This window comes from Streptomyces bikiniensis, from assembly GCF_000716625.1.
GTDB lineage: Bacteria > Actinomycetota > Actinomycetes > Streptomycetales > Streptomycetaceae > Streptomyces > Streptomyces bikiniensis.
The window spans coordinates 1-23,374 of record NZ_JNXJ01000065.1; the positions used below are offsets into that span (position 1 = coordinate 1).

Here is a 23,374-nt window from a genome sequence, read left to right on the forward strand (position 1 = left end):
TCTCCAGGAACGGGACCACGTCGTCCGGGCCCTCGGGACCGCCGAAGGAGAGCAGCAGCAGGGCGTCGTACGGGGCGGGATCGTGCTGATCGGACATGGCACCGATCCTCCCACCCGACCCCGGGGGCGGGTGGCGCGGCCCGTCGGAAGGGGTGCCGGCGGCCGTCGGCGCCGGACGCCCGGAAAAGGGGGATGATCCATTCAGTTCAAAGCCGTAGGCTTTAGCTGTTAACTACACGTGCCCGGCGGTCGCGCAGGGGTGCGTGCCGAGTCGTCGCGCGGAGCCAGCTCCGAAGCACGGAGATTCCGGAGACCCTCTTGCCCAGTCCCTACCGCGCGATCTTCGCGGCGCCCGGAACGGCGTCGTTCTCCATCGCCGGTTTCTTCGGCCGGATGCCCCTGTCCATGATGGGCATCGGCATCGTCACCATGATCTCGCAGGTCACCGGCCGTTACGGCCTGGCCGGCGCGCTCTCGGCGACGCTCGCGGCGTCCGCCGCGGTCCTCGGCCCCCTGGTCTCGCGCCTGGTCGACCGGCACGGGCAGCGCCGGGTGCTCCGGCCGGTGACGCTGGTGTCGCTCGCCGCGGGCACCGGGCTCCTCCTCTGCGTGCAGCAGGGGGCGCCGGACTGGACGTTCTTCGTCTTCACCGCCGCGATCGGCTGCGTGCCGAGCGTCGGGGCGATGATCCGGGCCCGCTGGGCCGAGATCTACCGGGGCGAGGGACGGAGCCTGCACACGGCGTACTCCTGGGAGTCGATCGTCGACGAGGTGTGCTTCATCTTCGGCCCGATCATCTCCATCGGCCTGTCGACGACCTGGTTCCCCGAGGCCGGTCCGCTGCTCGCCGGGGTGTTCCTCGCGATCGGCGTCTTCTGGCTGACCGCGCAGCGCTCCACGGAGCCCCGGCCGCACCCCCGGCGGGGCGCCGAGCGGGACGCCTCCCTGCTCCGCTCCCCCGGCCTGCGGGTCCTGATCCTCGCCTTCGTCGCCACCGGCGCCGTCTTCGGCTCGGTGGACGTGGTGACCGTGGCCTTCGCCGAGGAGCGGGGGCACAAGGCCGCCGCCAGCCTCGTCCTGGCCGTCTACGCCCTCGGCTCCTGTCTGGCCGGGGCCGTCTTCGGACTGCTCCACCTCAAGGGCGAGCCGTCCCGCAGGTGGCTGCTGGGCGTCTGCGCGATGGCCGTGAGTATGATCCCCCTCCTACTGGCCGGGAACCTGCCGTTGCTGGCCGTGGCGCTCTTCGTCGCGGGCCTCTCCATCGCACCTACGATGGTGACCACGATGGCCCTCGTCGAAGCGCACGTACCGCGCACCAAGCTGACCGAGGGCATGACCTGGACGGGTACGGGTCTCGCGATCGGCGTGGCGCTCGGCTCCTCGGCCGCCGGCTGGGTGGTCGACGCGTCGGGAGCGGAAGCGGGGTACGTGGTGCCCGTCGTCTCGGGCGCGGCCGCGGTCGTGGTGGGTCTCCTCGGACACCGCCGGCTGCGCACGCCGGCACCGAACCGGGAGGGGCAGCGTGAGCGGGACGACGACAGCGGGGTCGGGGAGCAGCAGGACGGCGAGCGGTCCGTGGCGTAACTGGGCGGGGAACGTCACCTCCCGGCCGGTCCGCGAGGTGAGCCCGGCCTCGGCCGAGGAGCTCGCCGAGGCGGTGCGCCGGGCGGCCGAGGACGGGCTGCGGGTGAAGACGGTCGGCACCGGCCACTCCTTCACCTCGATCGCGGCCACCGACGGCGTGCTGATCCGGCCGGGGCTGCTGACCGGGATCCGGCGGATCGACCGCGGGGCGATGACCGTGACGGTCGAGTCCGGCACCCCCCTGAAACGGCTCAACGTGGCGCTGGCCCGGGAGGGCCTGTCGCTCACGAACATGGGCGACATCATGGAGCAGACCGTCGCCGGGGCCACCTCCACCGGCACCCACGGCACGGGCCGCGACTCGGCGTCGACGGCGGCGCAGATCCGCGCCCTCGAACTGGTGACGGCCGACGGGCAGCTGCTGACCTGTTCGGAGAAGGAGAATCCGGAGGTCTTCGCGGCCGCCCGGATCGGGCTCGGCGCCCTCGGCGTGGTCACCGCGATCACCTTCGCGGTGGAGCCGGTCTTCCTGCTCACCGCGCGCGAGGAGCCGATGAGCTTCGACCGGGTCACCGCGGAGTTCGACGCGCTGCACGCGGAGAACGAGCACTTCGAGTTCTACTGGTTCCCCCACACGGACAACTGCAACACCAAGCGCAACAACCGCAGCGCGGGCCCCGCCGCCCCTCCCGGGCGGATCAGCGGCTGGGTGGAGGACGAGCTCCTCTCCAACGGGGTCTTCCAGCTCGCCTGCTCGCTGGGCAGGGCGGTGCCGCCGGTCGTCCCCGCGCTCGCCAAGGTCTCCAGCCGGGCCCTGTCGGCCCGTACGTACACCGACATCCCGTACAAGGTCTTCACCTCGCCGCGCCGGGTGCGCTTCGTGGAGATGGAGTACGCGCTGCCGCGCGAGGCCGCGGTCGCCGCGCTGCGCGAGCTCAAGGCGATGGTCGAGCGGTCGCCGCTCAAGGTGAGCTTCCCCGTCGAGGTGCGCACGGCCCCGGCGGACGACATCGCGCTGTCCACGGCCGAGGGCCGGGAGACCGCCTACATCGCCGTCCACCTCTACAAGGGGACGCCCCACCGGGCGTACTTCACCGCGGTGGAGCGCATCATGACGGCGCACGGGGGGCGCCCCCACTGGGGCAAGCTGCACACCCGCGACGCCGCCTACTTCTCCGAGGTCTACCCGCGCTTCGCCGAGTTCACGGCGCTGCGCGACCGGCTCGACCCGGACCGGCTCTTCGCCAACGACTACCTGCGGCGGGTGCTGGGCGACTGACTCGTCGGCCGGCGCGTGAGAACGGCCGGCGCGTGAGAACGGGCGACGCGCGAGGACGGGCGACGCGCGAGGACGGGCGACGCGCCGAAAAGGCAGGCGCGTGAAAACGGCCGCCACGCGGGTGCGTGGCGGCCGTTCACGTCGGGCGGGTCCGTCATTCGGCTCCGGGTTCCGCGCCCGTCCCGGCGCCGGGTCCCGACGGGGCCGGGACCGACGGGGCGGTCGGGTCCCCGGTCGGCCCCGTGCCGGTGGACGGCTCCCCGGTCGGGGCGGTCGGTCCCGTGGTGGGTCCGGTCGGCCCGGGCGAGGGCGTCGTCCCGCCGTCGGTGGGGGCGGAGGAGGACGGCCCGGTCGACGGGGTCCCGGTTCCGGTCCGTCCGGTGTCCGGCCGTCCGGATTCCCCGCCGCCCGGGCTCGGGGTGGCCCCCGGCCCGGAGCCGGCGCCGTCCCCGGGCCGCCCGGTGCCGTCGGAGGAACCGGAGGGCGCGGGGGTGGTCTCCCCGCCCGGCTCCGGCGCGTCCTGTCCGCCGTCGCCGCCGCCGCGGACGGCCGAACCGAAGGTCGTGGTCCCCTGCCGGCCGCTGAAGTCCTCCCCGGCGACCAGCTCGTAGGTGGTGATGCCGCCCATGGTGACGCCGAAGACCAGGGCGGCGGCGACCGCCGGGCGCCTCCAGCCCCGGACCCGGGTGCCGTGGACGGTCGCCTCGCCGAACTCCTCCCGCTCGGGGAGCGGCGGCGGGACCGCGGCGAGCAGCAGGGTGGGGTCGTCCGTGCGGGGTGCGGGGACGGCGGTGGCCCCGCGGGCGGTGCGGGCGGCGAGCGGGAGCCGGCGGGGCTTCGGCCGGGCGGCGGCGGTCGCGCCGCGGACCTGCTCGCCGGTGCGCCGGAAGACGTACTGGAAGAACGGACCGCCGCAGGTGGCGATGACGCTGATCACTCCGGCGCCGACGATCGTGCCGTACACCCCGAGGGTCGAGGCGAGCTTGGCGGCGACGACCGCGGCCAGGGCGCTGCCCGAGACCTGGGCCACGCTCAGGTCGATCCTTCCCCTGCCGCTCTCCGCGTCCTTCTCCCGCCCCTCCGCCGCCGCTTCCTCCTCCGCCTCCTTCGGCTCGTCCGTGTCGGTCTCCGGCCTCTGGCGCATCTCCAACCCCTGCTGACTCATCCGAGTGCCTTGCACCCAGAAGGGACAAATGGGGGAAGTGAATAGTTCCGTTTCCGCTCTTTCTGTGAAGAGCGCCACGCACGGGGCAAGATCGCGGAGACTCAACTCCCGCACGGCCCGAGAAGTTGGGCGGCGCGCCGGTCCACCCAGGTGGCCCGAATGGAGTACATTGACGAAACCTGGGTCCGGACGCCCTCACGGGTGCCCGGGATCGCGGGAAGGGGGCCGGAGACGGCACTCGAACCGGCGGCGCTCGACATCGCACGGGAACCGGCTGCACAGAGTGACCGCCAGTCACTCCGCGTAGCAGATGGGTAACCGTGCCATAACGGCGTTCCAGGGTCCACGCCCGACACGCGGGCAACTCGGCAAGGTAGTGGCAGGCTGCACCCGGGCAGGCCACACTCGACTAGCGGAAGCAGCGACGCACGTGACGTCGGCAGGCACCACCCGGGAGGTCCCCATGCCCGAACTGCGTGTCGTGGCCGTCTCCAACGACGGCACACGACTGGTGCTGAAGGCTGCTGACAGCACGGAGTACACACTTCCGATCGACGAGCGGCTCCGCGCCGCCGTGCGCAACGACCGCGCGCGCCTCGGCCAGATCGAGATCGAGGTGGAGAGCCACCTCCGCCCCCGCGACATCCAGGCGCGGATACGAGCCGGTGCCTCCGCGGAGGAGGTCGCCCAGCTCGCCGGCATCCCCGTCGACCGCGTGCGCCGCTTCGAGGGCCCCGTGCTCGCGGAGCGCGCCTTCATGGCGGAGCGGGCCCGCAAGACCCCGGTCCGCAGGCCCGGGGAGAACAGCGGCCCCCAGCTCGGCGAGGCGGTGCAGGAGCGGCTGCTGCTGCGCGGCGCCGAGAAGGACACCGTGCAGTGGGACTCCTGGCGACGGGACGACGGCACCTGGGAGGTGCTGCTCGTCTACCGCGTCGCGGGCGAGGTCCACACCGCCAGCTGGACGTACGACCCGCCCCGGCGGCTCGTCCAGGCCGTGGACGACGAGGCGCGGGCCCTGATCGGCGAGACGGACGACACGATCGCCGCCGCGCCGGAGCCCAGCTTCCCGTTCGTGCCGCGCATCGCCCGGCTGCCCCGGGACCGGCCGCTCGACCGCGCCCTGGACCGCCAGCTGGAGCGGGCCCCCTCCCCCTCGTCCGAGGGGGAGGACGAGCGGGACTCCCTGACGAGCCTCCTGGAGGCCGTACCGAGTTTCCGGGGCGACATGGTCGTGCCCGAGCAGCCGGACTCCTCCGAGCCCGCCGAGGAGCCCGAGGTGGAGGAGCCGCCGGCCCCGGCCGCCTCGGCGGGCGCGGGCGCCGCGTACGCCGACGTCCTCATGCCCCGCGCGGTCTCGGGCCACCGCGACCGCCTCACCGGCACCACGGACCGCCAGGCCGAGGCGGACGGCGTCCGCCCGGGGCGGCGGGCGGCGGTGCCCAGCTGGGACGAGATCGTCTTCGGCACCCGGAGGAAGAAGCAGGACTGACCTCCGTACGGAACCGACCTCCGTACGGAGGTGTACGACGGGGCCCGCGCCGCGGTTGCGGCGCGGGCCCCGTCGCGTCCGGTGCTACCGCGGGTCCGGGCCCGTGGCCACCGGGCGGGACGGGTCGGCGGACCACTCCGACCAGGAGCCGGCGTAGAGGGCGGCCGGGATGCCCGCGATCTCCAGGGCGAGCACCTCGTGGGCGCCGGAGACGCCGGAGCCGCAGTAGACCGCGACCGGGGTCCCCTCGGCCGCGCCCAGGGCCGTGAACCGGTCCCTCAGGGCGCCGGCGGCCAGGAAGAGGCCCCCGGCGCCGACGTTCTCGGTCGTCGGGGCCGAGACCGCGCCCGGGATGTGCCCGCCGACGCGGTCGATCGGCTCCACGTCCCCGCGGTAGCGCTCGGCCGCCCGCGCGTCCAGGAGCAGCCCCGAGCGGGCGAGGGCCGCCGCCCCGTCGGCGTCGAGCAGGCCGAGGGCGCCCGGCTCCGGCCGGAAGTCGCCGGGCTCGGGCGCGGGGACCTTCTCCGTGAGTTCGCCCGTCCAGGCCGCGAGGCCGCCGTCCAGGACCCGCACGTCCGGGTGGCCCGCCCAGCGGAGCAGCCACCAGGCGCGGGCGGCGCCCCAGCCGGAGCCGCCGTCGTAGGCGACGACCGGCCGGTCCGCCGAGACACCCGCGCGGCGCATCGCGGCGCCGAAGACCTCGGGGTCGGGCAGCGGGTGGCGGCCGCCGCTCCCGGGCGGTCCCGCGAGCTCCGTGTCCAGGTCGACGTAGACCGCGCCGGGCAGGTGGCCGGCCTCGTAGGCGGGCCGTCCGGGCGGGCCGCCGAGCGCCCAGCGGACGTCCAGGAGGACCGGCGGCCGGGCCCCGGCCGACTCGCTCAGCAGTTCGCTTGCGGAGATGATGGGCTTCATGGATGCCATACTCGCGCAGCCGCACGGCCGCGCGGGACGGACCCGGCGTCTTCCCGCGGGATCGCGCCACGACGCGGTACGGCCGGGGCGCACCGCGCCGCCACCGGTGCCACCATCGGCCGGGGGCACGGCCACGACGATGGTCCGAGGAGAGGGTGACGATGACCGAGGCGACTCGGCGCCCACCCGGCACACCCTGTTGGGTGAGCCTGATGGTGCACGGGCTTGACGCCACGCAGGAGTTCTACCAAGCGCTCTTCGGCTGGGAGTTCGTGCCCGGCCCCGAGCAGCTCGGCCCGTACGTCCGCGCCCTGCTCGGCGGCAGGGAGGTGGCGGGCATCGGCCGGCTGCCGGTCGACCGGCACCTGCGCATCGCCTGGACCCCCTACCTGGCCACCGGGAACGCCGACGAGACCGCCGAGGGCGTCCGGGCCTGCGGCGGCACCGTCGCGGTGGGCCCGCTGGACGCCGGCGAGGCGGGCCGGATGGCGATCTGCTCCGATCCGACGGGCGCGGTCTTCGGCGTCTGGCAGGCCGAGGCGCACCACGGCACGGCGACGGCGGGGCCGCCGGGGACCCCGGTGTGGAACGAGCTGCTCACGTACGAGACCTCGATCGGCAAGTTCTACCGGACGGTCTTCGGCTTCGAGCTGGAGCCGGTCGACTCGCCCGGGAACGACTACGCGACGCTCTTCGTGGACGGGTCCCCCGTGGCCTCCCTGCACGGTGTCGGCGACGCGCTGCCCCGGGACCGGGGCCCGCACTGGATGACGTACTTCGAGGTGGCCGACGTGGACGCGGCCGCCCGGCTCGTCGTGGAGCTGGGCGGCCGGGTGCTGTCCCCGCCGCGCGACGGCACGGCGGGGCGGCTCGCCCTGGTGGCGGACCCGGAGGGCGCGGTCTTCACCCTGGTCAGGTCGGGCGGGCGCTGACCGGGACGGGCCGCGTGCGCGTGCGGCCCCGGCCGGTCAGCCGCGGCGGCTCCGCGCGAGGCTCCGGCGCAGCCGGGACGCGGCGCCCGGGGCCGGCGCCGCCGTTCCGCCCGGCAGGCCGAGCAGGGTCAGCCGCTCGGCGTCGAAGTGGTGGGCGGTGCCGGGGGTGTCGTGGTGGGCGGCCAGGAAGCGGGCGGCCTCCTCCCGGAGCCCCGGGTGGCTGGTGTGCCGCATGCAGTAGCCGACGGCCCGGACCAGGGGCGTGAGCGAGGCGGGGGCCGGTCCGGGGACGGCGGGCTCCTCGCCCCGCTCCAGGTCCGCGACGAGGTGGTCGACCACGGTCAGCGGGATGCGGTTACTGTTCTCGAAGGGGGTGAGCCGTGCGAGGACCTCGGCCGTGCCCACGCGCGCGACGGGCACGCCGTAGTACACGGCGGCGGTGAGCATCGCCGTGGAGAAGCAGCCGACGACGAGCCGGGGCCTGCACCGCTCGTAGAAGGTCTCGGCGAGCAGCGGCCCGTCGAGGACCGTCAGGCGCACGCCGGTCCGTTCCGCCTCCGCGTCGAGGGCCCGGGAGTAGCGGACGGGGGCGCTCGGGTGCGGCTTGAAGACGACCGAGCGGTGTCCGGCGGCGGCCGCCCCGCGCAGCATCCGTACGTGCAGCTCCTCTTCCTCCTCGGCGGTGAGGAGGTTGAGGGCGGCGAGGTACTGGCCGAGCAGGAGGGCCGTGGGCCCGTCGGCGGCCGCCCGCGCGAGCGCCGGGTCGTCGGCGGCCTCCTCGGCGATCTCGGCGAGGACGGCACGGAAGGCGGCGTCGGGGACGATCTCGGGCTCGACGTCGTACTCGCTCAGGAGGAGGGGCCGCAGGCCCGGCACCAGGTCGAGGTGGAGGACCCGGCGGACGCGGCAGGCGACCGACTGGGCGAGGTCGTTGCGGGTGGGGCCGTAGCTCATCAGGCCGTCGGCGTAGACGTGCACGGAGCTCTCGGCGAAGGCGACGGCGAGCGCCTTCGCGGGGTTGACCTGGATGGACTCGACGGCCAGCTCCACCGGGGCGTCGCCCAGGTCCCAGGCGGTGCGCAGCACGCGCTGCCAGAGCGGGGCCTCCTCGGGGCGGGGGGCCCAGGCGGCGGGGTGGTACGGGTGGATCGTCTCGTTCCAGTCGAGGACGCCGTCGAAGCGGGCGGCGATCCGGTCGTAACCGGTCATGGCCTCCAGGCGCAGCGCGGTCTCCGGGATCTCGGCGTTGTGCGAGACGAGCAGGAGCCGGCGGGCGTCCTCGCGGGGGCCGAACAGCCCGGCGTCGAGGGCGGCGGCCAGGGTGGCGGCGCCGTAGAGGGTGGAGACCTGGAAGACCTGGACGGGGCGGGCGTCGGAAGGCGTCCGGGAGGCAGGGGTCGGGACCGTGCCGGAAGTCGTGTCGGGAGCCATGGTTCAGGCGGTCCTTCCGGTCTCGCGCAGGCTCCGGAGGAGGGTGCTGCGGCGGGTGTCCATGGTGGCGAGGGTCTCGTCGAGGACCCGCTGCGGCATGCGGCGCAGCGCGTCGCCGACGTTGGCGCGCAGCCGTGCGGCGACGGCGGGGTCGTACTTCTCGGCCTTGCCCATGTGGAAGGCGATCATCGCGCAGTACGTGCGGACCGCCTTCGGCAGGAACCGGTCCGCCTCGGCGTCCTCGGAGACGTCGGCGAGCAGGAGGTCGTACGAGGGGATGAAGTCCAGCTGCCGGTTGTCGGTGATCTGGGTGAGCGAGGTGGTGACGCCCCGCCGGTAGAAGACGCCGTGCAGGGAGAGCGCCGCGAAGGTGCGGGCCTTGAGGTGCAGCCGCCAGATCCAGAGGCGGTCCTCCGCGGTCCTCAGGGACGTTTCGAAACGGGACGCGCCGTTCTCGAAGAGGCGGCTGCTGTACATGCCGAAGGGGACGAAGGGATAGTCCACCATCGTCACCATGCCGGCCGGCGAGATGCCGTCCCTGGGGTCCATCACGGTGTCGCGCAGTTTGGCGGGGGCGTAGCGGATCTGGCGCTTGCGGCCCTCCGACAGGACGTGGTCGGTACGGGCGAAGTCGCACTCCAGGCGGGAGATTCCGGCGACGGCGGCGCTCAGGTGGCCGGGTGCGTACCAGTCGTCCCCGTCGAGGAAGGTGAGGTAGTCGCCGCGCGCCGCGTCGATCCCGGTGTTGCGCGCCTGGGCGACGCCGAGGTTCGTCTCGTGCCGGATGACGGTGGCGTTCGGCAGGCGGTCGCGCCAGCGGTCGAGGATTTCCGGGGTGTCGTCCGTCGAGCAGTCGTCGACCAGCAGGAACTCGAATGCGGGATCGGCGTTGTTCACGAGGCTGCGCAGGGTGTCGGGGGCATAGGCCCCGACATTGTGGAACGGTACGACGACGGACAGTTTCGGCACTCGGTTTCCCCACGCTGAATCGGACTGTTGAACGCCGCTCACGGCTGGACGCCGTTCACGGCGGGTACGGTAACGCTCCGCTTCTCCGGGCGAACGAGCCTCGTGTGCACGCCGGGTGAACTCTTTCCGTCCTCTCGGAGAACCCGGTGCGGCCCGTCACCCGCGGGTCCGCCGGCGGTGCAGGACGCCCGTCGCGGCGAGCGCGAGGAGCGCGGCCGCGCCGACGGCGCCGCCCAGCCGGAGGCCCGGCGGCCGGAAGGAGCAGTGGACCGTGTCGGCCCGCCCGTCGAGGGGGACGGCGACGAGCCCCCCGTACGCGCGCGCGGGGCGGAGGTCCGCGTCCCCGGCGGCGCAGCTCCAGCCGGAGATCCGGGGTACGGCGAGGACGGCGACGCCCGTACTGCCCGGCGGGAGTTCGGCGGTGACGGTGTGTCCGGTGGTACGGACCCGGGTGGCGCCGGTGGCGGTGAGCCGGTCCACGGCGGTGTCGAGCCGGGCGCGGACCAGGCAGCCGACCGGTTCCCCGGGCAGCCGCGGCTCGCCCTCGGCGTCGAGGGCGATCCGCACCTCGCCGGAGGCGGGCACGTTGCCGAGGGCGCCCATGGCCGCGCTGACGGCCGGCGGCTTGCCGTCGAACTTCACGGGCCTCTGCTCCGCGAGGGCCGCCGTGCCCCGGTACTCGGGCGCCCAGAACCAGACTTCGGAGCCGGCCGGACAGCGGGCGGTGAGGGTGCGGTCGGTGCGGCGGAGGGCGGGCAGCTCGTACACGGAGGCGCCGAGCAGGCGTTCCTGCCGGGCGAAGGCGGAGTCCCCGGAGGGGCCGGCCGGACGCGGCGAGGGGCGGACGGTGACCAGCGGCGGTACGGGAACGGTGGTGGCGGTGACCGTGGCGCGGGGCGGTGCGTCCTGCCGTACGGGCCCGGTGGGTTCCGAGCGGATCCGGGTGCCGACGGAGAACAGGGCGTCGGTCACGGGGTTGTCGAGGGTGACCGGGTGCCGGCCCTTGGCGTAGGCGCCGAAGCCGAGGGAGACGAGGGTGCGGGAGGTCGTCTCGGAGGTGAGGCTGCTGTAGTGGTCGGCGCCCTGTCCGCCGACGAGCAGGACGTCGTTGCCACCGGGGACCTCCCCGGGGTCGGTGCGGTGGCGGGGCCAGGCGTCCGCGCGGGCCACCTCGCGCGCCGCGGCCTCGTGCCAGGGGCCGGTCCGGGGCGACCAGGCGACCTCGGCGCGCTGCTGCTCCTCGATCCGCTTGCCGGTGACGGCCGCCTCGCCCGCCTGGGCGGCGACGAGGAGGACGACGGCGAGGAGGGGGAGGAGGCGGGCGGCGCGGGTGGGGACTTCGAGGGCGGCGCCCGGGGACCCCTTGCGGGCGGCGCCCGGGGGTCCCTTGTGGACGGCGCCCGAGGGTCCCTTGCGGGCGGCCGTCAGGGCGAGGAGGGCGGCGGCGAGGGCCAGGAGCGCGGCCGTGCCGAAGGCGGGGAAGGTCCACGGGTCGATGTCGACGCTCCCCCGGGCCGCCAGGGCGAGGACGCCGAGCAGGGCGCCGCCCGCGAGGAGCGCGGCCGGCCGGGGCACTCCCCCGGCGACCGAGTACCAGGCCGCGATCAGCAGCAGGCCGCACAGGACGAAGGCCTGGCGGTACGGGACGCCGTTGGGCGAGGCGCCCGCGTGCCAGAGCAGATGGGTGGGTTCCCACTGGAGGGAGAGCGCCACCAGGGCGACGGCGGCCGTGAGGGCGGCCCGGACGCGCGGGGCGACGGTCCGGTTGAAGGGCAGGGTCAGGGCGAGGAGCAGGGCGGGCGTGCCGATGAAGAGGGCGGGGCTGGCCGTGCTCGCGGTGGCGGGCAGGAAGCGGGCGAGGACGTCCGCCCAGGCCGCGGGCGCGAAGGTGACCTCGGGGGTGGGGTCGGCGGTCTTCGTGCCGAGGAAGACGACCGCGACGAGCGGTGCGGCGAGTCCGACGCCGACGAGGACGCTCCGGGCGGCGCGCAGCGCCCCGGCGAGGCGCCGCCGGGCGGTGGCGGCCTCCTCGGCGGTGAGGAGCCGGACGGCGAGGACGACGGCGGCGCCGAGGGTCGCCATGTACGCGGTGTAGAAGTTGGCGATCCAGGCGAGGGCGACGACGAGCGGCCCGAGGACGGGGCGGCGGCCGGTGCGGGCCCACTCGCCGACCAGGCAGAGCAGCGGGAAGGCGGCGAGTCCGTCGAGCCACATCGGGACGGTGGAGCCGAAGTTGAAGGTCCAGCCCGAGAGGGCGTACGCGGTGCCGAGCACGGCGGCGACCGGCCAGGGACCGGGGCGCAGCCGCAGGAGCAGGGCCGCCATGGCGGCGCCGGCGGCGGTGATCTTGACGGCGGTGACGACGTACAGCGCGAGTTCGATCCGGTCCGCCGGGAAGAACACGACGAGCAGGTCGACGGGGCTGCTCAGATAGGTGCCGATGTCACCGAGGAAGTTGGCGCCGAAGCCGGAGTTCCAGTTGAGGAAGGCGTCGCCGTGCGTCTCGCCGCGGAGGAAGGAGCGCCAGTAGGCGTGGTACGGCAGGTACTGCTGGCCCAGGTCCACGACGTTCCTGGTCACCGGGCCGAAGGGGTGGCTGCGGGAGAGCGCGGTGGCGAGGCAGAACAGCAGGGCGGTGAGGAGGGCGGCGGCGCCCGCGGCCCGCGGCCCCCGCCGGGCCGGGGCGCCGGTCCGGGGGCCGGGCCCCGCGTCCTCCTCGCCCTCGACCTGGTCCGGCACGGTCTCGGCGACGGGGGGCACGCGTCCTCCAGGGGTCGTACGGCGCGGAACGCCCGGAGGTGGGGTCGTCACGTACGGGCCGGACGTCATTACCGCCGAGGCGGGCGACCTTCGAACGATCGGCGGGGGATGCCCGGGTACACCCCGGGTGAACTCCCGGTGCCGTCTCCGGCCTCGGCCCGGCCCTCGACGGGTCAGGAGGCCGGAGCCGGGGCGGGGGCGGGTCCCGCGAGGTCGTCGACCGTGCGGACCACCGTCCCGAACAGGTCGGAGACCGTCGTCAGGCTCGCGGCCGCCAGCGCGTCCGACGACAGGACGGTGCCGTCCGGCGCCTCCAGGGGGCGGGTCGCGGTGGCCTCGGCGACGACGGTCGGCCGGTAGCCGAGGTTGAAGGCGCCCTGGGCGGTGAACAGGACGCACATGTGGGTCATGAACCCGGCGAGGACCAGGTCGCCGCCGGTGCCGAGGCCCTTCAGGACCTCCTCCAGGTCCGTGGCGTGGAAGGCGTTGGGGAACTGCTTGACGACCACCTTCTCGCCCGCGGCCGGGGCGACCTCGTCGCTGATGGCGCCGATCTCGGCCCGGATGTCGTACGGGGTGCCCTCGCCGCCGTCGTTGACGACGTGGACGACCGGCGTACCGGCGGCGCGGGCGGCCGCGAGCAGCCGGGCGCCGGCGGCCACGGCCTCCTCGGCCCCATCGAGCCGCATGACGCCGGTGCGGTAGGTGTTCTGGAAGTCGATCATGATCAGGACCGACTCGCCCAGTCGCGGCGGCTCCTGGGGGAGGCCGATCACTTCGCGCAGGGTGGTGGACGCGGTCATGGCGGTTCCTTTCGGTCGGGCGGGACGGCTCCGGCGGGGCCGCCCGCGAACGTTTGCAACGCTAACACAGTTCGTAATCAATGATTACAAGGATGTGGACGCCGCTGCGGCCATGCGGCCCAGACCGGAGGATTCGCCCAGGTCCGGCCTGTTAGCGCTGCTACCGTGGGGGCATGTCGACGGCCCGAGAACGCATCCTGGAAGCGACCGGAGAACTGCTCGCCACCAAGGACGCGCTGGCGATCTCGACCCGGGCCATCTGCGACCGGGCGAAGGTCGGCATGCCCGAGATCTACCGTCAGTTCGGCGACAAGCAGGGGCTGCTCACGGCGGTGGCCGACCTCGGCTTCGCGCGCTTCCTCGCCGAGAAGAGGCGGAACCCCCTCACCGACGACCCGGTGGCGGACCTGCGCACGGCCTGGGACAGCCACGTCGCGTTCGCGCTGCGCAACCCGCACCTCTACCGCCTGATGTTCACGCCGACGGGCGACGCCAAGCCGCAGGCCATCAAGGAGGCCCAGGCGATCCTGCTGAAGGCCGTGGAGCGCTGCCGCGACGCCGGACGCCTGCGCATGCCCCCCGAACGGGCCGGCCAGTCGATCCTCTCGGCCAACGTGGGCGTCTGCATGATGGCGCTCTCCTTCCCCGACCTCTTCGGGGAGCCCGACATCTCACGGGCGGTACGGGACGCCGTGATCGGCCGGGCCACCGGCGACCAGGAGGAGGACACCCGCGTCGCCGCCGCGACCGTCCTGACCCGGGCCCTGCTCGGCACGCTGACGGGGACGGAGCCGGTGAACGACGCCGTACTCGACCAGTTGACGGCTTCTCGGACAGAGTGAACCACTTGCGGGCAGCGGGCAGCGGGCCGTGCTCGTCGCCGTCCGGTCCGCCGGGGCGCTGCACCGGCTCCTCGAAGTCCAGGGCCGCTCCGGCCACGCGGGGGCGACGCCGGGTCCGCCCAGGAGCTCCGCGACCGCGTCCGGCACCTCCACCACGCCGTCCCCGCGCAGGTCGTCGAGGTCGACGTACAGGACTCCGTCGGGTCACCGCTCGCTGAGCCGGCGGGCCTCGTGGAACCCCGGGGCGGTCTTGCCGACGCCGCCGATGCCCGCCAGGCCGACGACCGGCGGCCCGGCCCGGCCGGTGTGGTCCTCGACGGCCCGGGTGATCCTGTCCTGCTCGGCCAGGCGGTTCTCGAAGTGCGCCGCGGCGGGCGGGATCTGGAAGGGCGCCGGCGGAGGAGGGGCCACGCCGTGCAGATGCCGGTGCGGTTCCCCTGTGCGGCGAGCCCGGACGACCACCTCTGCACGCCCGTCCATCGTCTTGTACGTGTCCTCGGCCATTCCCCAACCCTGCTGCCCACAGGGCGTGCCGACGGAAGGACGGTCACATCGGGAACGGCTGCGCCGGGGCACCGGACTTTCCCGTGGTGTACGGAGAAGTCGACCCGGGGAGCGCACGATGGACCCGATCACGGCGGCCGCCCTCGCGGCCCTGGCCGGAGGACTCGGCGGCGAGGCCGGCCGTCATGTGTGGCAGGGACTCGCCACCCTCGTCCGGCGGCGCTCGACCCCGAGTTCCGGGACCTCCTCGAAGAGTGGTGGGAGCGGGCGCGGGAGGTGGAGCCGGAGGGCCGGGTCCACAACAGCATCAGCGGGGGAACGCAGCAGCAGGTGTTCCAGGGCCGGGACTTCTCCGGCCTCACGTTCACCGTCCAGCGGAGCTCGTCGCCCACCGACTAGGACGCACCTCGGAACCCGGTCCTCTGCTCTCCGTCGAAGGCGCCTGGCCTGATCGGGCGTTGTGCGGCCGCCGCCCCGGATCCCAGACTGGCGCGTACGAACGGGAACATGGGAACGGGACGCTCGGTGAAACGGATCCACTTCACGGCCCAGGACCTCATGCGGACCCGGGTGGCCGCGTCGATCGGTACGGCGGCCGAGACGTTCGACAGCGTGAAGCTGCTGCGGGCCCCCGACGCCGGCCCCGCTTTCCGGCGCTGGCGGGTCGCGGTCCGGGGGCGCCTGGACGAACGGGCGCGGCCCCTCGCCGCGTTGCTGCCGCCCCTGGGTCCCGAGGTCGACGTGAGGAGCCTGGCGGGCGACTCGGCGTGCATCGAGGAGGCGGTGGACCGGTTGCTCGGCGCCCCTCGCGCCCTGCTGCGCGTCGAGTTCGAGAACATCCGCTTCCGCCCCGCGCACCGCACCTGGGCCCGCAACCTGGTGGACGGCGACCGCGAGACGTGGCTCCAGGTCGCCACGGCCCTCCGGGCCTGCCACGGCGTGGCCGTCGCCCCGTACTGGGACGGGGTGCGCGCGCATCTGGCCGAGGTCCGCGCCGCGTACGTGAACGCGATGGCCGAGGGCGGGGTCGAGCGCCTGCTGAAGAGCCTGTGCGGCCCGACGCTGCGCTGGCGGCCGCCGGTCCTCGAACTGGAGCATCCGTACGAGGCGGACGTCCATCTGAACGGGCGCGGTCTCGTCATCGCCCCCACGGTGTTCTCCACGCGGCGGGCCGAACTGATGCATCCCGTACTGGATCCGGACGAGGCCCCCGTCCTCGCCGTCCCGACCGTCACCGACGCCGTGGCCTGCGGCACGCTGTGGGACGACACGCGCGCATCCGGCGGTCGGGCGCTGGAGGACCTGCTGGGGCGCACGCGCGCCGCGGTCCTGGAGGCGGCGGCCGGCGGCCGCAGCACCACCGATCTGGCGCGCAGGCTCGACATCTCCCCGGCGACCGTGAGCCATCACACCTCGGTGCTCCGCAAGGCCGGCCTGGTCACCACCCGGCGCGAGGGCAAGGCGGTCCTCCACACCGTGACGTCAATGGGCATGGCCCTCCTGGAGCCGGGCTCACGTCTCCTCTGACCGGACTCCGCGCCGCCGTCGCGCCCGTTCCGGTGGTTTCGACGGGGCTCGAAAGCTTGGCCCCGCGATCAGGTCCGAACCTACGGTGGGCCCGCGCCGACCGGCCGCGCCACGCATCGACCGACGTGTCACCGGGCCCGGCCGGCGCGGAGCCGCCGGAGTCGCTCGCGGCGGCACGACGAGAGGAGAAGAGAGATGCGTGCGCATTCCTTCCGCGCGGGAGCCCTCGCGCTTCTGGCCGCGGCCGGGTTCCTGGCCACCGGCACCACGGCGGTGGGGGCTCAGCCGCCCGCTCACGCCGGGGCGGGCACCGACGCCGGCGTCCCGCGCGCGGCCGACGCGGTCCAGACGTTCGCGAACATGGCCACCGGGTCCTGTCTCGACGACAGCCGCCAGTACGGCCTGCGCGGATACGGCTGCAACGGCGGCGTCCACCAGCAGTGGAACGTGCGCGCGTGGAACGACGGCACCCGTCGGCTCCGGAACATCGCGACCAACGAGTGCCTCTACGACAACGGAGTCACGCTCGACACACGGACCTGCGACTCGTCGCGCGAGCAGAGCTGGTTCCCGCACAAGAGCGGCGACAAGGTGACCCTCCAGAGCCAGGCCACCGGCGAGTGCCTGGACGACAGCGCGTTCGGGCTGCGGACGATCCGGTGCAACGGCGGCCGCAACCAGACCTGGCGCTGAGCCGGGACCTGCTCGGCCGGGGAGGGGATCCGTCGGACGGGGGTCGGCGGATCCCCTCCCCGGCCGGGCAGGTGCGTCAGGCGTGGTTGACCGGCAGGACGTCCGGGGAGAGGGCGCCCGCGCGGGCCGAGGACGCGGTCATCCGCTTGCGGTGGTGGCGGCGGCAGAGGACCTCGTAACCGACCTCCTCCGCCGGGCGGTTCACGTCGCCGACCACGACCTGCTCGCCCTCGACCACCATCTCCCCGCCCACCGTACGGGCGTTGTGCGTGGCCCGGGCGCCGCACCAGCACAGGGCCTCGACCTGGAGCTGCTCTATGCGGTCCGCCAGCTCGATCAGCCGCTGCGAGCCGGGGAAGAGCTTCGTGCGGAAGTCGGTGGTGATGCCGAAGGCGAAGACGTCCAGTTCGAGGTCGTCCACGATGCGGGCGAGCTGGTCGATCTGCTCGGGGGCGAGGAACTGCGCCTCGTCCACGATCACGTAGTCGGCCTTGCCGCCCTGGGAGAGCTGGCCGACGAGGTACGCGTACAGGTCCATGCCCCGCGGCGCCTCGACCGCCTCCGTGACCAGGCCGAGCCGGGAGGACAGCTTGCCCGCGCCCGCCCGGTCGTCACGGGTGAAGATCACGCCCTGGAGGCCGCGCGCGTCGCGGTTGTGGGCGATCTGGAGCGCCAGGGTGCTCTTCCCGCAGTCCATGGTTCCGGAGAAGAAGACCAGCTCGGGCATGACGGGGCGGGGACCTTTCGGGGCGTGGAGAAGAGGGGAGGCGGAGGGGGTCAGGAGCGCACTTCGAGCAGCGGGACGAGCTGCTCGGCGGGGGTCATGGACCCGTGCATGCCGGTCATCGCGGACTCGTGGGGCTCGTTGACGGAGGCCGTGATGGCCACGTCGTCGTGGGCCGCCGCGACGACGTCCCCGATCCGCCCGTACACGCGTTCGTCGACCTCGTCCCCGAACCAGCCGAGGGCGATCGCCTCGTCGCGGCCCGCGACCCAGAACTGCTCGCCGACGACCTCCCGCCAGCAGGTGAGGACGTCCGCCTCGGCGCCGGGCACGGCGTAGACGTGGCGGGCGCGCCCCTCGCCGCCGAGGAGGGCGACGCCGGCGCGCAGCTCCCAGTCCTCGTCGAAGTCGATGCGGTGCTGCTCGTCGAAGGGGATGTCGACCATGCCGTGGTCGGCCGTGACGTACAGGGCCGAGCGGGGCGGCAGTTGCTCGGCGAGCCGCTGCACGAGCCGGTCCACGAACATCAGCTGGCCCCGCCAGGCATCGGAGTCGATGCCGAAGCGGTGCCCGGCGCCGTCGAGTTCGCTGTAGTACGTGTAGACCAGCGAGCGGTCGCCGGCGGCAAGCTGCTCGGCGGCGAAGTCCATGCGCTCCTCGCCGGAGAGCCGCCCGTGGAACGTTCCGCCGCTGAGCGCGATCTGGGTGAGCGGGGTCTGCTCGAAGACCGGGGAGGACACCTGGGCGGTGTGGACCCCCGCCTCGTGGGCGAGCCCGAAGACGGTGGGGTACGGCTGCCAGGCGCGCGGCGCGGTCCACGGCTTCCAGCGCAGTTGGTTCATCAGCTCGCCGGTGTCGGGGTTGCGCACGGTGTAGCCGGGCAGCCCGTGGGTGCCGGGGTACCGGCCGGTGCCGACGGAGGCGAGCGAGGTCGCGGTGGTGGCGGGGAACCCGGCGGTGACCGGACGGCCCGTGCCGCCCCGCGAGGAGCCGAGGAGCGAGGTCAGGTAGGGCGCCTCGTCCGGGTGGTCCTTGATCTGCTCCCAGCCGAGCCCGTCGATCAGGAAGACGCAGTTCCGGTCGGCCGGGGCGAGTTCGGCGATCCGGGGGGTGAAGCCGGGCACCCCCTGGCCCGCGACGAGCGTCGGGAGGAGGTCGCCGAGGGAACCGGTGGCGTACTCGGGCACCGGCGCGGTCTCCGGGGCCAGCGGGACCGGGTCGTCGGGCCAGCCCTGGGACACGGCGGCAGGCTGCGCCATCAGCGGGTGGGGGCGGCGGTGGCCGCGGTGGCTTCGGAGAGCGCCTGGGCGAAGGCGAGGGTCTGCCGGACGGTGTCCGGGCCGTCGCCGGCCTCGCTCACCCGCAGGCTGAGGTCGTCGGCGGTGGTGTTGCCCGTGTACCCGTGGTCGGCGTCGCAGTTGGCGTCGCCGCAGGCGGCGGGCTCCAGGTCGATGCGGGAGACGGCGCCCCAGCCGATGGTGAGGACCACCTCGCGGGGCAGGGTGCCCGGCGTGTACGACTCGGGGTTGGCGACCACGCGGCTGACGACGACCGAGGAGATCCGGTCGAGCTTCACGGACTCGGTGGAGGTCGTGGCGTACGGGGTCGGGGAGCTGGTGTCGGCGGCCTGCTCGTCGGTGTGGCTGACGATGAAGCGGTTCGGCGTCAGGACGAGGACGGTGACGTGGCGGCGGACCTCGTTCGCGTCGAAGGTGGTCTCCTGGTGCACCACGTACGACGCGACGGCCTCGCCGCCGACGGCGGCCTCCACCGCCTCGGCCACGAGGGCCGGGTAGTAGCCGCTGCGCTCGATCGCCGCGCGCAGCCCCTGGGTCGTCGTACCGGTCTTCGCCATGGACTCCATCCTAAGCCCCGGGTAAGGACGCCTCGGCCGGTTGCGGGGACGGCGGGGTCGCGGGGGAGCGCGGGGGCTGTGACATGGGACTCCCCGCGTCAGTAGTTCGGCAGGCTGCGCGGGCCGAGGTCCGTGCGGGGCGGGGGCGGGGCCAGGCGGACGGCCGCGCCGAGGACGGAGAGGCCGCGGGGCGCGACGACCACCGGTTCCAGGGAGACGGCGACCACCTCGGGGTGGTCGTCGACGAGTCGGGAGACCCGGAGGAGAAGCTCCTCCAGGGCCGGGGTGTCGACGGGGGCGGAGCCGCGCCAGCCGAAGAGCAGCGGGGCGGTCCGGAGGGAGCGGACGAGTTCCGCGGCGTCCCGGTCGGTGGCCGGGACCAGCCGGTGGGCGGTGTCGCCGAGGAGTTCGGAGGCCGCGCCCGAGAGGCCGAAGGAGAGGACGGCGCCGACGGCCGGGTCGATGGCGGAGCGGACGACGGTGTCGACGCCCCGGGGCACCATCGCCTGGACGACCGGCTGGAGCTCCTCGGGCTTGCCGAGGACCTCGGTCAGCTCGGCGTAGGCGGTGCGGAGCTGTTCCTCGGTGGCCAGGTCGAGCCGGACCCCGCCGAGGTCGGGGCGGTGGCGGAGGTGCGGGGCGGTGGTCTTGAGGGCGACGGGGTAGCCGAGCCGGGCGGCGGCCGCGACGGCGGCGTCGGGCGTGGGGGCGGGCAGGGTCGGCAGGACGGTGATGCCGTACCGGGCGAGCAGTTCGCCGGCCTGGTCGGTGCCGAGGGTGACGCCCCGCGGGTCCGCGTCCGCGCCGCCGAGCACCCGCCGGATCAGGGCGGCGGCCCCGGTCTCGTCGATGTCCTCGTACTCGGGCACCCGCCCGGGGTCGGCCGCCTGCCGCCGCCACTGCCCGTACCGCACGGCTTCGGCGAGCGCCCGCACGGCCCGCTCGGCGGCGGGGTAGGCGGGGATGGTGACGGTGACCGAAGAGCGGTCTCCGTCCGGGGCGCGCCCGCCGTCCGGGGAACCCTCCACAGCGGGAACCGGGACCGGGCCGGGGTCCGGGACCGGGCCGGGGTCCGGGGCCGGGCCGGGGCGCTGCGCCGGTTCCGCGGCCAGGGCCTGTCCGGGGCCCCGGACAGGACCGGACACCGGAACCGGGCCGGGGGCCGTGGCCGGGCCGGGGGCCGTGGCCGGGCCGGGGGCCGTGGCCGGGCCGGGGGCCGTGGCCGGTCGCAGTGCCGGTTCCGGTTCCGTGGCGGGCGCCGTCGCCGGTACGGCTCCGGGCCCGGCGGCCGTACCGCTCCCCGTACCCGTCTCCGTAACCCCTCCCGTACTCGTACTCGTACTCGTACCCGCCCCGGCCCCCCGCCCCGCCCCGGGCGGCCTCGTGCTCGTCGCCACCGCCAGGGCCTCCGCGAGGCCGCCCATCTCGACGTGGACGACGACGACCGGCTTCGTCGGGGCGGGGGCGGAGGCGACGGCCTCGCGGAGGGCGGCCGCCAGGACCTCGCCGTCGCCGAACTCGGTGGCGCCGTCCTCGCCGACCCACGGGATCGCGGTCACGACGACCGCGTCGGAGGTCTCGTCCGCGAGGGCCGCCGCCAGCGCGTCCCGGAAGTCCGCCGGGACCGCCGCGGTCGTCAGGTCGAGGGGCCGCAGCGGGCGCAGCCCCTCGGTGAGGCAGGCGTCGTACGTGAGGAGGCCGAGCGACTCCGAGTTGCCGAGGATCGCGACCCTGGGCCCGGCGGGCAGCGGCTGGGCGGCGAGGAGCAGCCCGGCGTCCACGAGCTCGGTGACGGTGTCGACGCGGATCACCCCGGCCTGCCGGAGCAGCGCGGAGACCGTGGCGTGCGGGACACGGGTGACGGGCACCCGGTGGCCGGGCGGGGCGCTGCCGCTGTGCCGGGCGCCCTTGACGACGACGACCGGCTTGACGGCGGCGGTGCGGCGGGCGAGCCGGGTGAACTTCCGGGGGTTGCCGATCGACTCCAGGTAGAGGAGGACGACGTCGGTGCCGGGGTCGTCGTACCAGTGCTGGAGGAAGTCGTTGCCGGAGACGTCGGCGCGGTTGCCGGCCGAGATGAAGGAGGAGAGCCCGGCGCCCCGCCGGTGCAGTCCGGCGAGGAGGGCGATCCCGATCGCGCCGGACTGGGTGAAGAGCCCGATCCGCCCGGCGGCCGGCATCTGCGGCGCGAGCGAGGCGTTGAGCCGCACGTCGTCGGCGGTGTTGATGATGCCGAAGGCGTTGGGGCCGATGATCCGCATGCCGTACGAGCGGGCCTGCCGCACGAGCCGGCGCTGCCGCTCGCGCCCGTCGGGGCCGCTCTCGGCGTATCCGGCGGAGAGCACGACGAGGCCCCGCACCCCGTGCTCGCCGCAGTCCGCGACGGCCTCCGGCACCCGTTCGGCGGGAACGGCGACGATCGCCAGGTCCACGGGTTCCCCGATGGCGCCGACGGAGCGGTGCGCGGGGACCCCGTCGAGCTCGGCCGGGCCCCCGTCGCCGGTGTCCCCGCCGGTGTCGGGGAACGCGGCGTTCACCGCGTACACGCGTCCGGTGAAGCCCGCGCCGAGGAGGTTGCGCAGGACGGTGCGGCCGACGCCGCCGGGTGTGCGGCCGGCGCCGACCACGGCGACGGAGGCGGGGGTGAGCAGTCGCTGTACGGAGCGGGCCTCGGCGCGCTGCTCGCGGGCGCGCTGGACGGCGAGGGACCGGTCGGTGGGTTCGAGGTCGAGGTGGAGCCGGACGGAGCCGTCCTCGAAGCTGCGCTTCTGGGTGTAGCCCGCGTCGGTGAAGACCTTGATCATCTTGGTGTTGGCGGGGAGCACCTCGGCGGCGAAGCGCCGGATGCCCCGCTCGCGGGCCACCGCCGCGACGTGTTCGAGCAGGGCGGAGGCGACGCCCCGGCCCTGGTGCGCGTCCTGGACGAGGAAGGCGACCTCGGCCTCGTCGGCCGGGGCGGAGGCGGGCAGTCCGCGGTCGTCGATGCGGTCGTAGCGGACGGTGGCGATGAACTCGCCGCCGACGGTCGCCGCGAGTCCGACCCGGTCCACGAAGTCGTGGTGGGTGAAGCGGTGCACGTCCTTGGCGGAGAGGCGCGGGTAGGGGGCGAAGAAGCGGTAGTACTTCGACTCGTCCGAGACCTGCTCGTAGAAGCTGACGAGCCGGTCGGCGTCGTCGGTGGTGATGGGCCTGATGCGCGCGGTGCCGCCGTCGCGGAGCACGACGTCCGCCTCCCAGTGGTCGGGGTAGGCGTGCTCGGGCGGGGCCGGCCGTGCCGGCGTCGCCCGCGGTTCCGTCGCTTCCGGCTGCTCCGACGCGCTCTGCATGGGGTCAGCCTACGGCGGCGCCACGCGTGGGGCACCGGTCGCGCGGTGGGGGCGGGCGTTGCAAGGTGGGAGGGCCGAGAGGCGGTCCGGGCCGGGCCGGAGGTCGGCGTGAGCACCTCGCATCCCGTGAGAGACTGGTCTAGACAACCCGCTTGAGACTTGAAGGGCAACACCATGGCTGAGCGCCGCGTCAACGTCGGCTGGGCCGAGGGCCTGCACGCCCGCCCCGCGTCCATCTTCGTCCGTGCCGCCACGGCTTCCGGCGTTCCGGTGACGATCGCCAAGTCCGACGGCACCCCCGTGAACGCCGCCTCCATGCTCGCGGTGCTCGGCCTGGGCGCGCAGGGCGGCGAGGAGATCGTGCTCGCGTCGGACGCCGAGGGCGCCGAGGCCGCTCTGGACCGCCTCGCGAAGCTGGTCGCCGAAGGACTGGACGAGCTTCCCGAGACCGTCTGACCCCTCCCGCACCTCGAAAGGCCGTGAGCGTTTTTCATCCTCGGTCTGAGCTGGCCAGATGCAGGGTGAGGACGGCTTGAACGAGGGCGGTGATGCGTGTGGTGGAACACCGCAGCTTCCGCA

General features: G+C 74.6%; 20 protein-coding genes and 1 pseudogene. 9 read left to right on the forward strand and 12 right to left on the reverse strand.

The window, feature by feature from the left end; all coding sequences use genetic code 11:
* The first annotated feature begins 318 nt into the window (after positions 1–318).
* Both OO47_RS31150 and OO47_RS31155 read left to right on the forward strand, forming a co-directional pair.
* Complete coding sequence (locus OO47_RS31150; protein WP_030222643.1) at positions 319–1,584, forward strand: MFS transporter; 1,266 nt, start codon at positions 319–321, stop codon at positions 1,582–1,584.
* A complete protein-coding gene (locus tag OO47_RS31155) occupies positions 1,523–2,863 on the forward strand; it encodes a D-arabinono-1,4-lactone oxidase (RefSeq protein WP_030222645.1) in 1,341 nt (446 codons plus the stop codon). The genes OO47_RS31150 and OO47_RS31155 overlap by 62 nt, the downstream gene beginning before the upstream one ends.
* A gap of 154 nt (positions 2,864–3,017) precedes the next feature.
* Here the strand turns inward: OO47_RS31155 and OO47_RS31160 are convergent, their stop codons facing one another.
* Entirely contained in the window at positions 3,018–4,028 is a 1,011-nt protein-coding gene (locus tag OO47_RS31160; protein WP_234323358.1) for a hypothetical protein, read from the reverse strand.
* 430 nt (positions 4,029–4,458) lie between these two features.
* Here OO47_RS31160 and sepH point away from each other — a divergent pair, with 430 nt between their 5' ends.
* The gene (gene sepH, locus OO47_RS31165; RefSeq protein ID WP_078490087.1) at positions 4,459–5,517 is read left to right on the forward strand and encodes a septation protein SepH; all 1,059 of its coding nucleotides are present in this window, start codon (positions 4,459–4,461) and stop codon (positions 5,515–5,517) included.
* Positions 5,518–5,601: 84 nt separating this feature from the next.
* Here the strand turns inward: sepH and OO47_RS31170 are convergent, their stop codons facing one another.
* On the reverse strand, positions 5,602–6,429 hold the full coding sequence (locus tag OO47_RS31170; RefSeq protein ID WP_030222654.1) for a sulfurtransferase: 828 nt from the start codon (positions 6,427–6,429) through the stop codon (positions 5,602–5,604).
* 161 nt (positions 6,430–6,590) lie between these two features.
* Between OO47_RS31170 and OO47_RS31175 the strand changes: the two genes are divergently transcribed.
* Complete coding sequence (locus tag OO47_RS31175) at positions 6,591–7,361, forward strand: VOC family protein (protein ID WP_030222656.1); 771 nt, start codon at positions 6,591–6,593, stop codon at positions 7,359–7,361.
* Between the two features lie 36 nt (positions 7,362–7,397).
* Here OO47_RS31175 and OO47_RS31180 read toward each other — a convergent pair whose 3' ends face one another.
* The 4 genes from OO47_RS31180 to OO47_RS31195 form a co-directional block, all read right to left on the reverse strand.
* The gene (locus OO47_RS31180; protein WP_030222659.1) at positions 7,398–8,792 is read right to left on the reverse strand and encodes a polysialyltransferase family glycosyltransferase; all 1,395 of its coding nucleotides are present in this window, start codon (positions 8,790–8,792) and stop codon (positions 7,398–7,400) included.
* Between the two features lie 3 nt (positions 8,793–8,795).
* Positions 8,796–9,761 carry a glycosyltransferase family 2 protein gene (locus OO47_RS31185; protein WP_030222662.1) on the reverse strand — a complete coding sequence of 322 codons (966 nt, stop codon included), beginning with the start codon at positions 9,759–9,761 and terminating at the stop codon, positions 8,796–8,798.
* Positions 9,762–9,917: 156 nt separating this feature from the next.
* Positions 9,918–12,521 carry a YfhO family protein gene (locus tag OO47_RS31190; RefSeq protein ID WP_030222664.1) on the reverse strand — a complete coding sequence of 868 codons (2,604 nt, stop codon included), beginning with the start codon at positions 12,519–12,521 and terminating at the stop codon, positions 9,918–9,920.
* Between the two features lie 173 nt (positions 12,522–12,694).
* Positions 12,695–13,324, reverse strand: a complete 630-nt coding sequence (locus OO47_RS31195; RefSeq protein ID WP_030222667.1) for an isochorismatase family protein — start codon at positions 13,322–13,324, stop codon at positions 12,695–12,697.
* A 173-nt stretch (positions 13,325–13,497) separates the two neighbouring features.
* Between OO47_RS31195 and OO47_RS31200 the strand changes: the two genes are divergently transcribed.
* Positions 13,498–14,166, forward strand: a complete 669-nt coding sequence (locus OO47_RS31200; RefSeq protein ID WP_033210974.1) for a TetR/AcrR family transcriptional regulator — start codon at positions 13,498–13,500, stop codon at positions 14,164–14,166.
* Positions 14,167–14,370: 204 nt separating this feature from the next.
* Here OO47_RS31200 and OO47_RS31205 read toward each other — a convergent pair whose 3' ends face one another.
* The gene (locus tag OO47_RS31205) at positions 14,371–14,670 is read right to left on the reverse strand and encodes a hypothetical protein (protein WP_030222674.1); all 300 of its coding nucleotides are present in this window, start codon (positions 14,668–14,670) and stop codon (positions 14,371–14,373) included.
* A gap of 189 nt (positions 14,671–14,859) precedes the next feature.
* Here OO47_RS31205 and OO47_RS33725 point away from each other — a divergent pair, with 189 nt between their 5' ends.
* The 3 genes from OO47_RS33725 (at position 14,860) to OO47_RS31220 (ending at position 16,890) form a co-directional block, all read left to right on the forward strand.
* On the forward strand, positions 14,860–15,069 hold the full coding sequence (locus OO47_RS33725; RefSeq protein ID WP_051716395.1) for a hypothetical protein: 210 nt from the start codon (positions 14,860–14,862) through the stop codon (positions 15,067–15,069).
* Between the two features lie 108 nt (positions 15,070–15,177).
* Positions 15,178–16,197 (forward strand): ArsR/SmtB family transcription factor, encoded by a 1,020-nt coding sequence (locus tag OO47_RS31215; protein WP_030222677.1) that lies wholly within the window; start codon positions 15,178–15,180, stop codon positions 16,195–16,197.
* A gap of 195 nt (positions 16,198–16,392) precedes the next feature.
* Positions 16,393–16,890, forward strand: a complete 498-nt coding sequence (locus OO47_RS31220; protein WP_051716396.1) for an RICIN domain-containing protein — start codon at positions 16,393–16,395, stop codon at positions 16,888–16,890.
* Positions 16,891–16,966: 76 nt separating this feature from the next.
* On the opposite strand, the gene OO47_RS31225 is transcribed toward OO47_RS31220, so the two are convergent.
* The 4 genes from OO47_RS31225 to OO47_RS31240 all read right to left on the reverse strand — a co-directional run bounded on the left by OO47_RS31225 (position 16,967) and on the right by OO47_RS31240 (position 22,795).
* Positions 16,967–17,617 (reverse strand): thymidine kinase, encoded by a 651-nt coding sequence (locus OO47_RS31225; protein WP_030222685.1) that lies wholly within the window; start codon positions 17,615–17,617, stop codon positions 16,967–16,969.
* Between the two features lie 50 nt (positions 17,618–17,667).
* A complete protein-coding gene (locus OO47_RS31230) occupies positions 17,668–18,873 on the reverse strand; it encodes an alkaline phosphatase family protein (protein WP_030222690.1) in 1,206 nt (401 codons plus the stop codon).
* Positions 18,873–19,469, reverse strand: a complete 597-nt coding sequence (locus OO47_RS31235; protein ID WP_030222693.1) for a DUF5998 family protein — start codon at positions 19,467–19,469, stop codon at positions 18,873–18,875. The genes OO47_RS31230 and OO47_RS31235 overlap by 1 nt, the downstream gene beginning before the upstream one ends.
* A gap of 98 nt (positions 19,470–19,567) precedes the next feature.
* Entirely contained in the window at positions 19,568–22,795 is a 3,228-nt protein-coding gene (locus tag OO47_RS31240) for a GNAT family N-acetyltransferase (RefSeq protein WP_030222696.1), read from the reverse strand.
* A 174-nt stretch (positions 22,796–22,969) separates the two neighbouring features.
* Here OO47_RS31240 and OO47_RS31245 point away from each other — a divergent pair, with 174 nt between their 5' ends.
* A complete protein-coding gene (locus tag OO47_RS31245; RefSeq protein ID WP_030222698.1) occupies positions 22,970–23,251 on the forward strand; it encodes an HPr family phosphocarrier protein in 282 nt (93 codons plus the stop codon).
* A 34-nt stretch (positions 23,252–23,285) separates the two neighbouring features.
* Here the strand turns inward: OO47_RS31245 and OO47_RS36620 are convergent.
* Positions 23,286–23,374: pseudogene (locus OO47_RS36620) on the reverse strand (IS5/IS1182 family transposase); the annotation flags it as partial.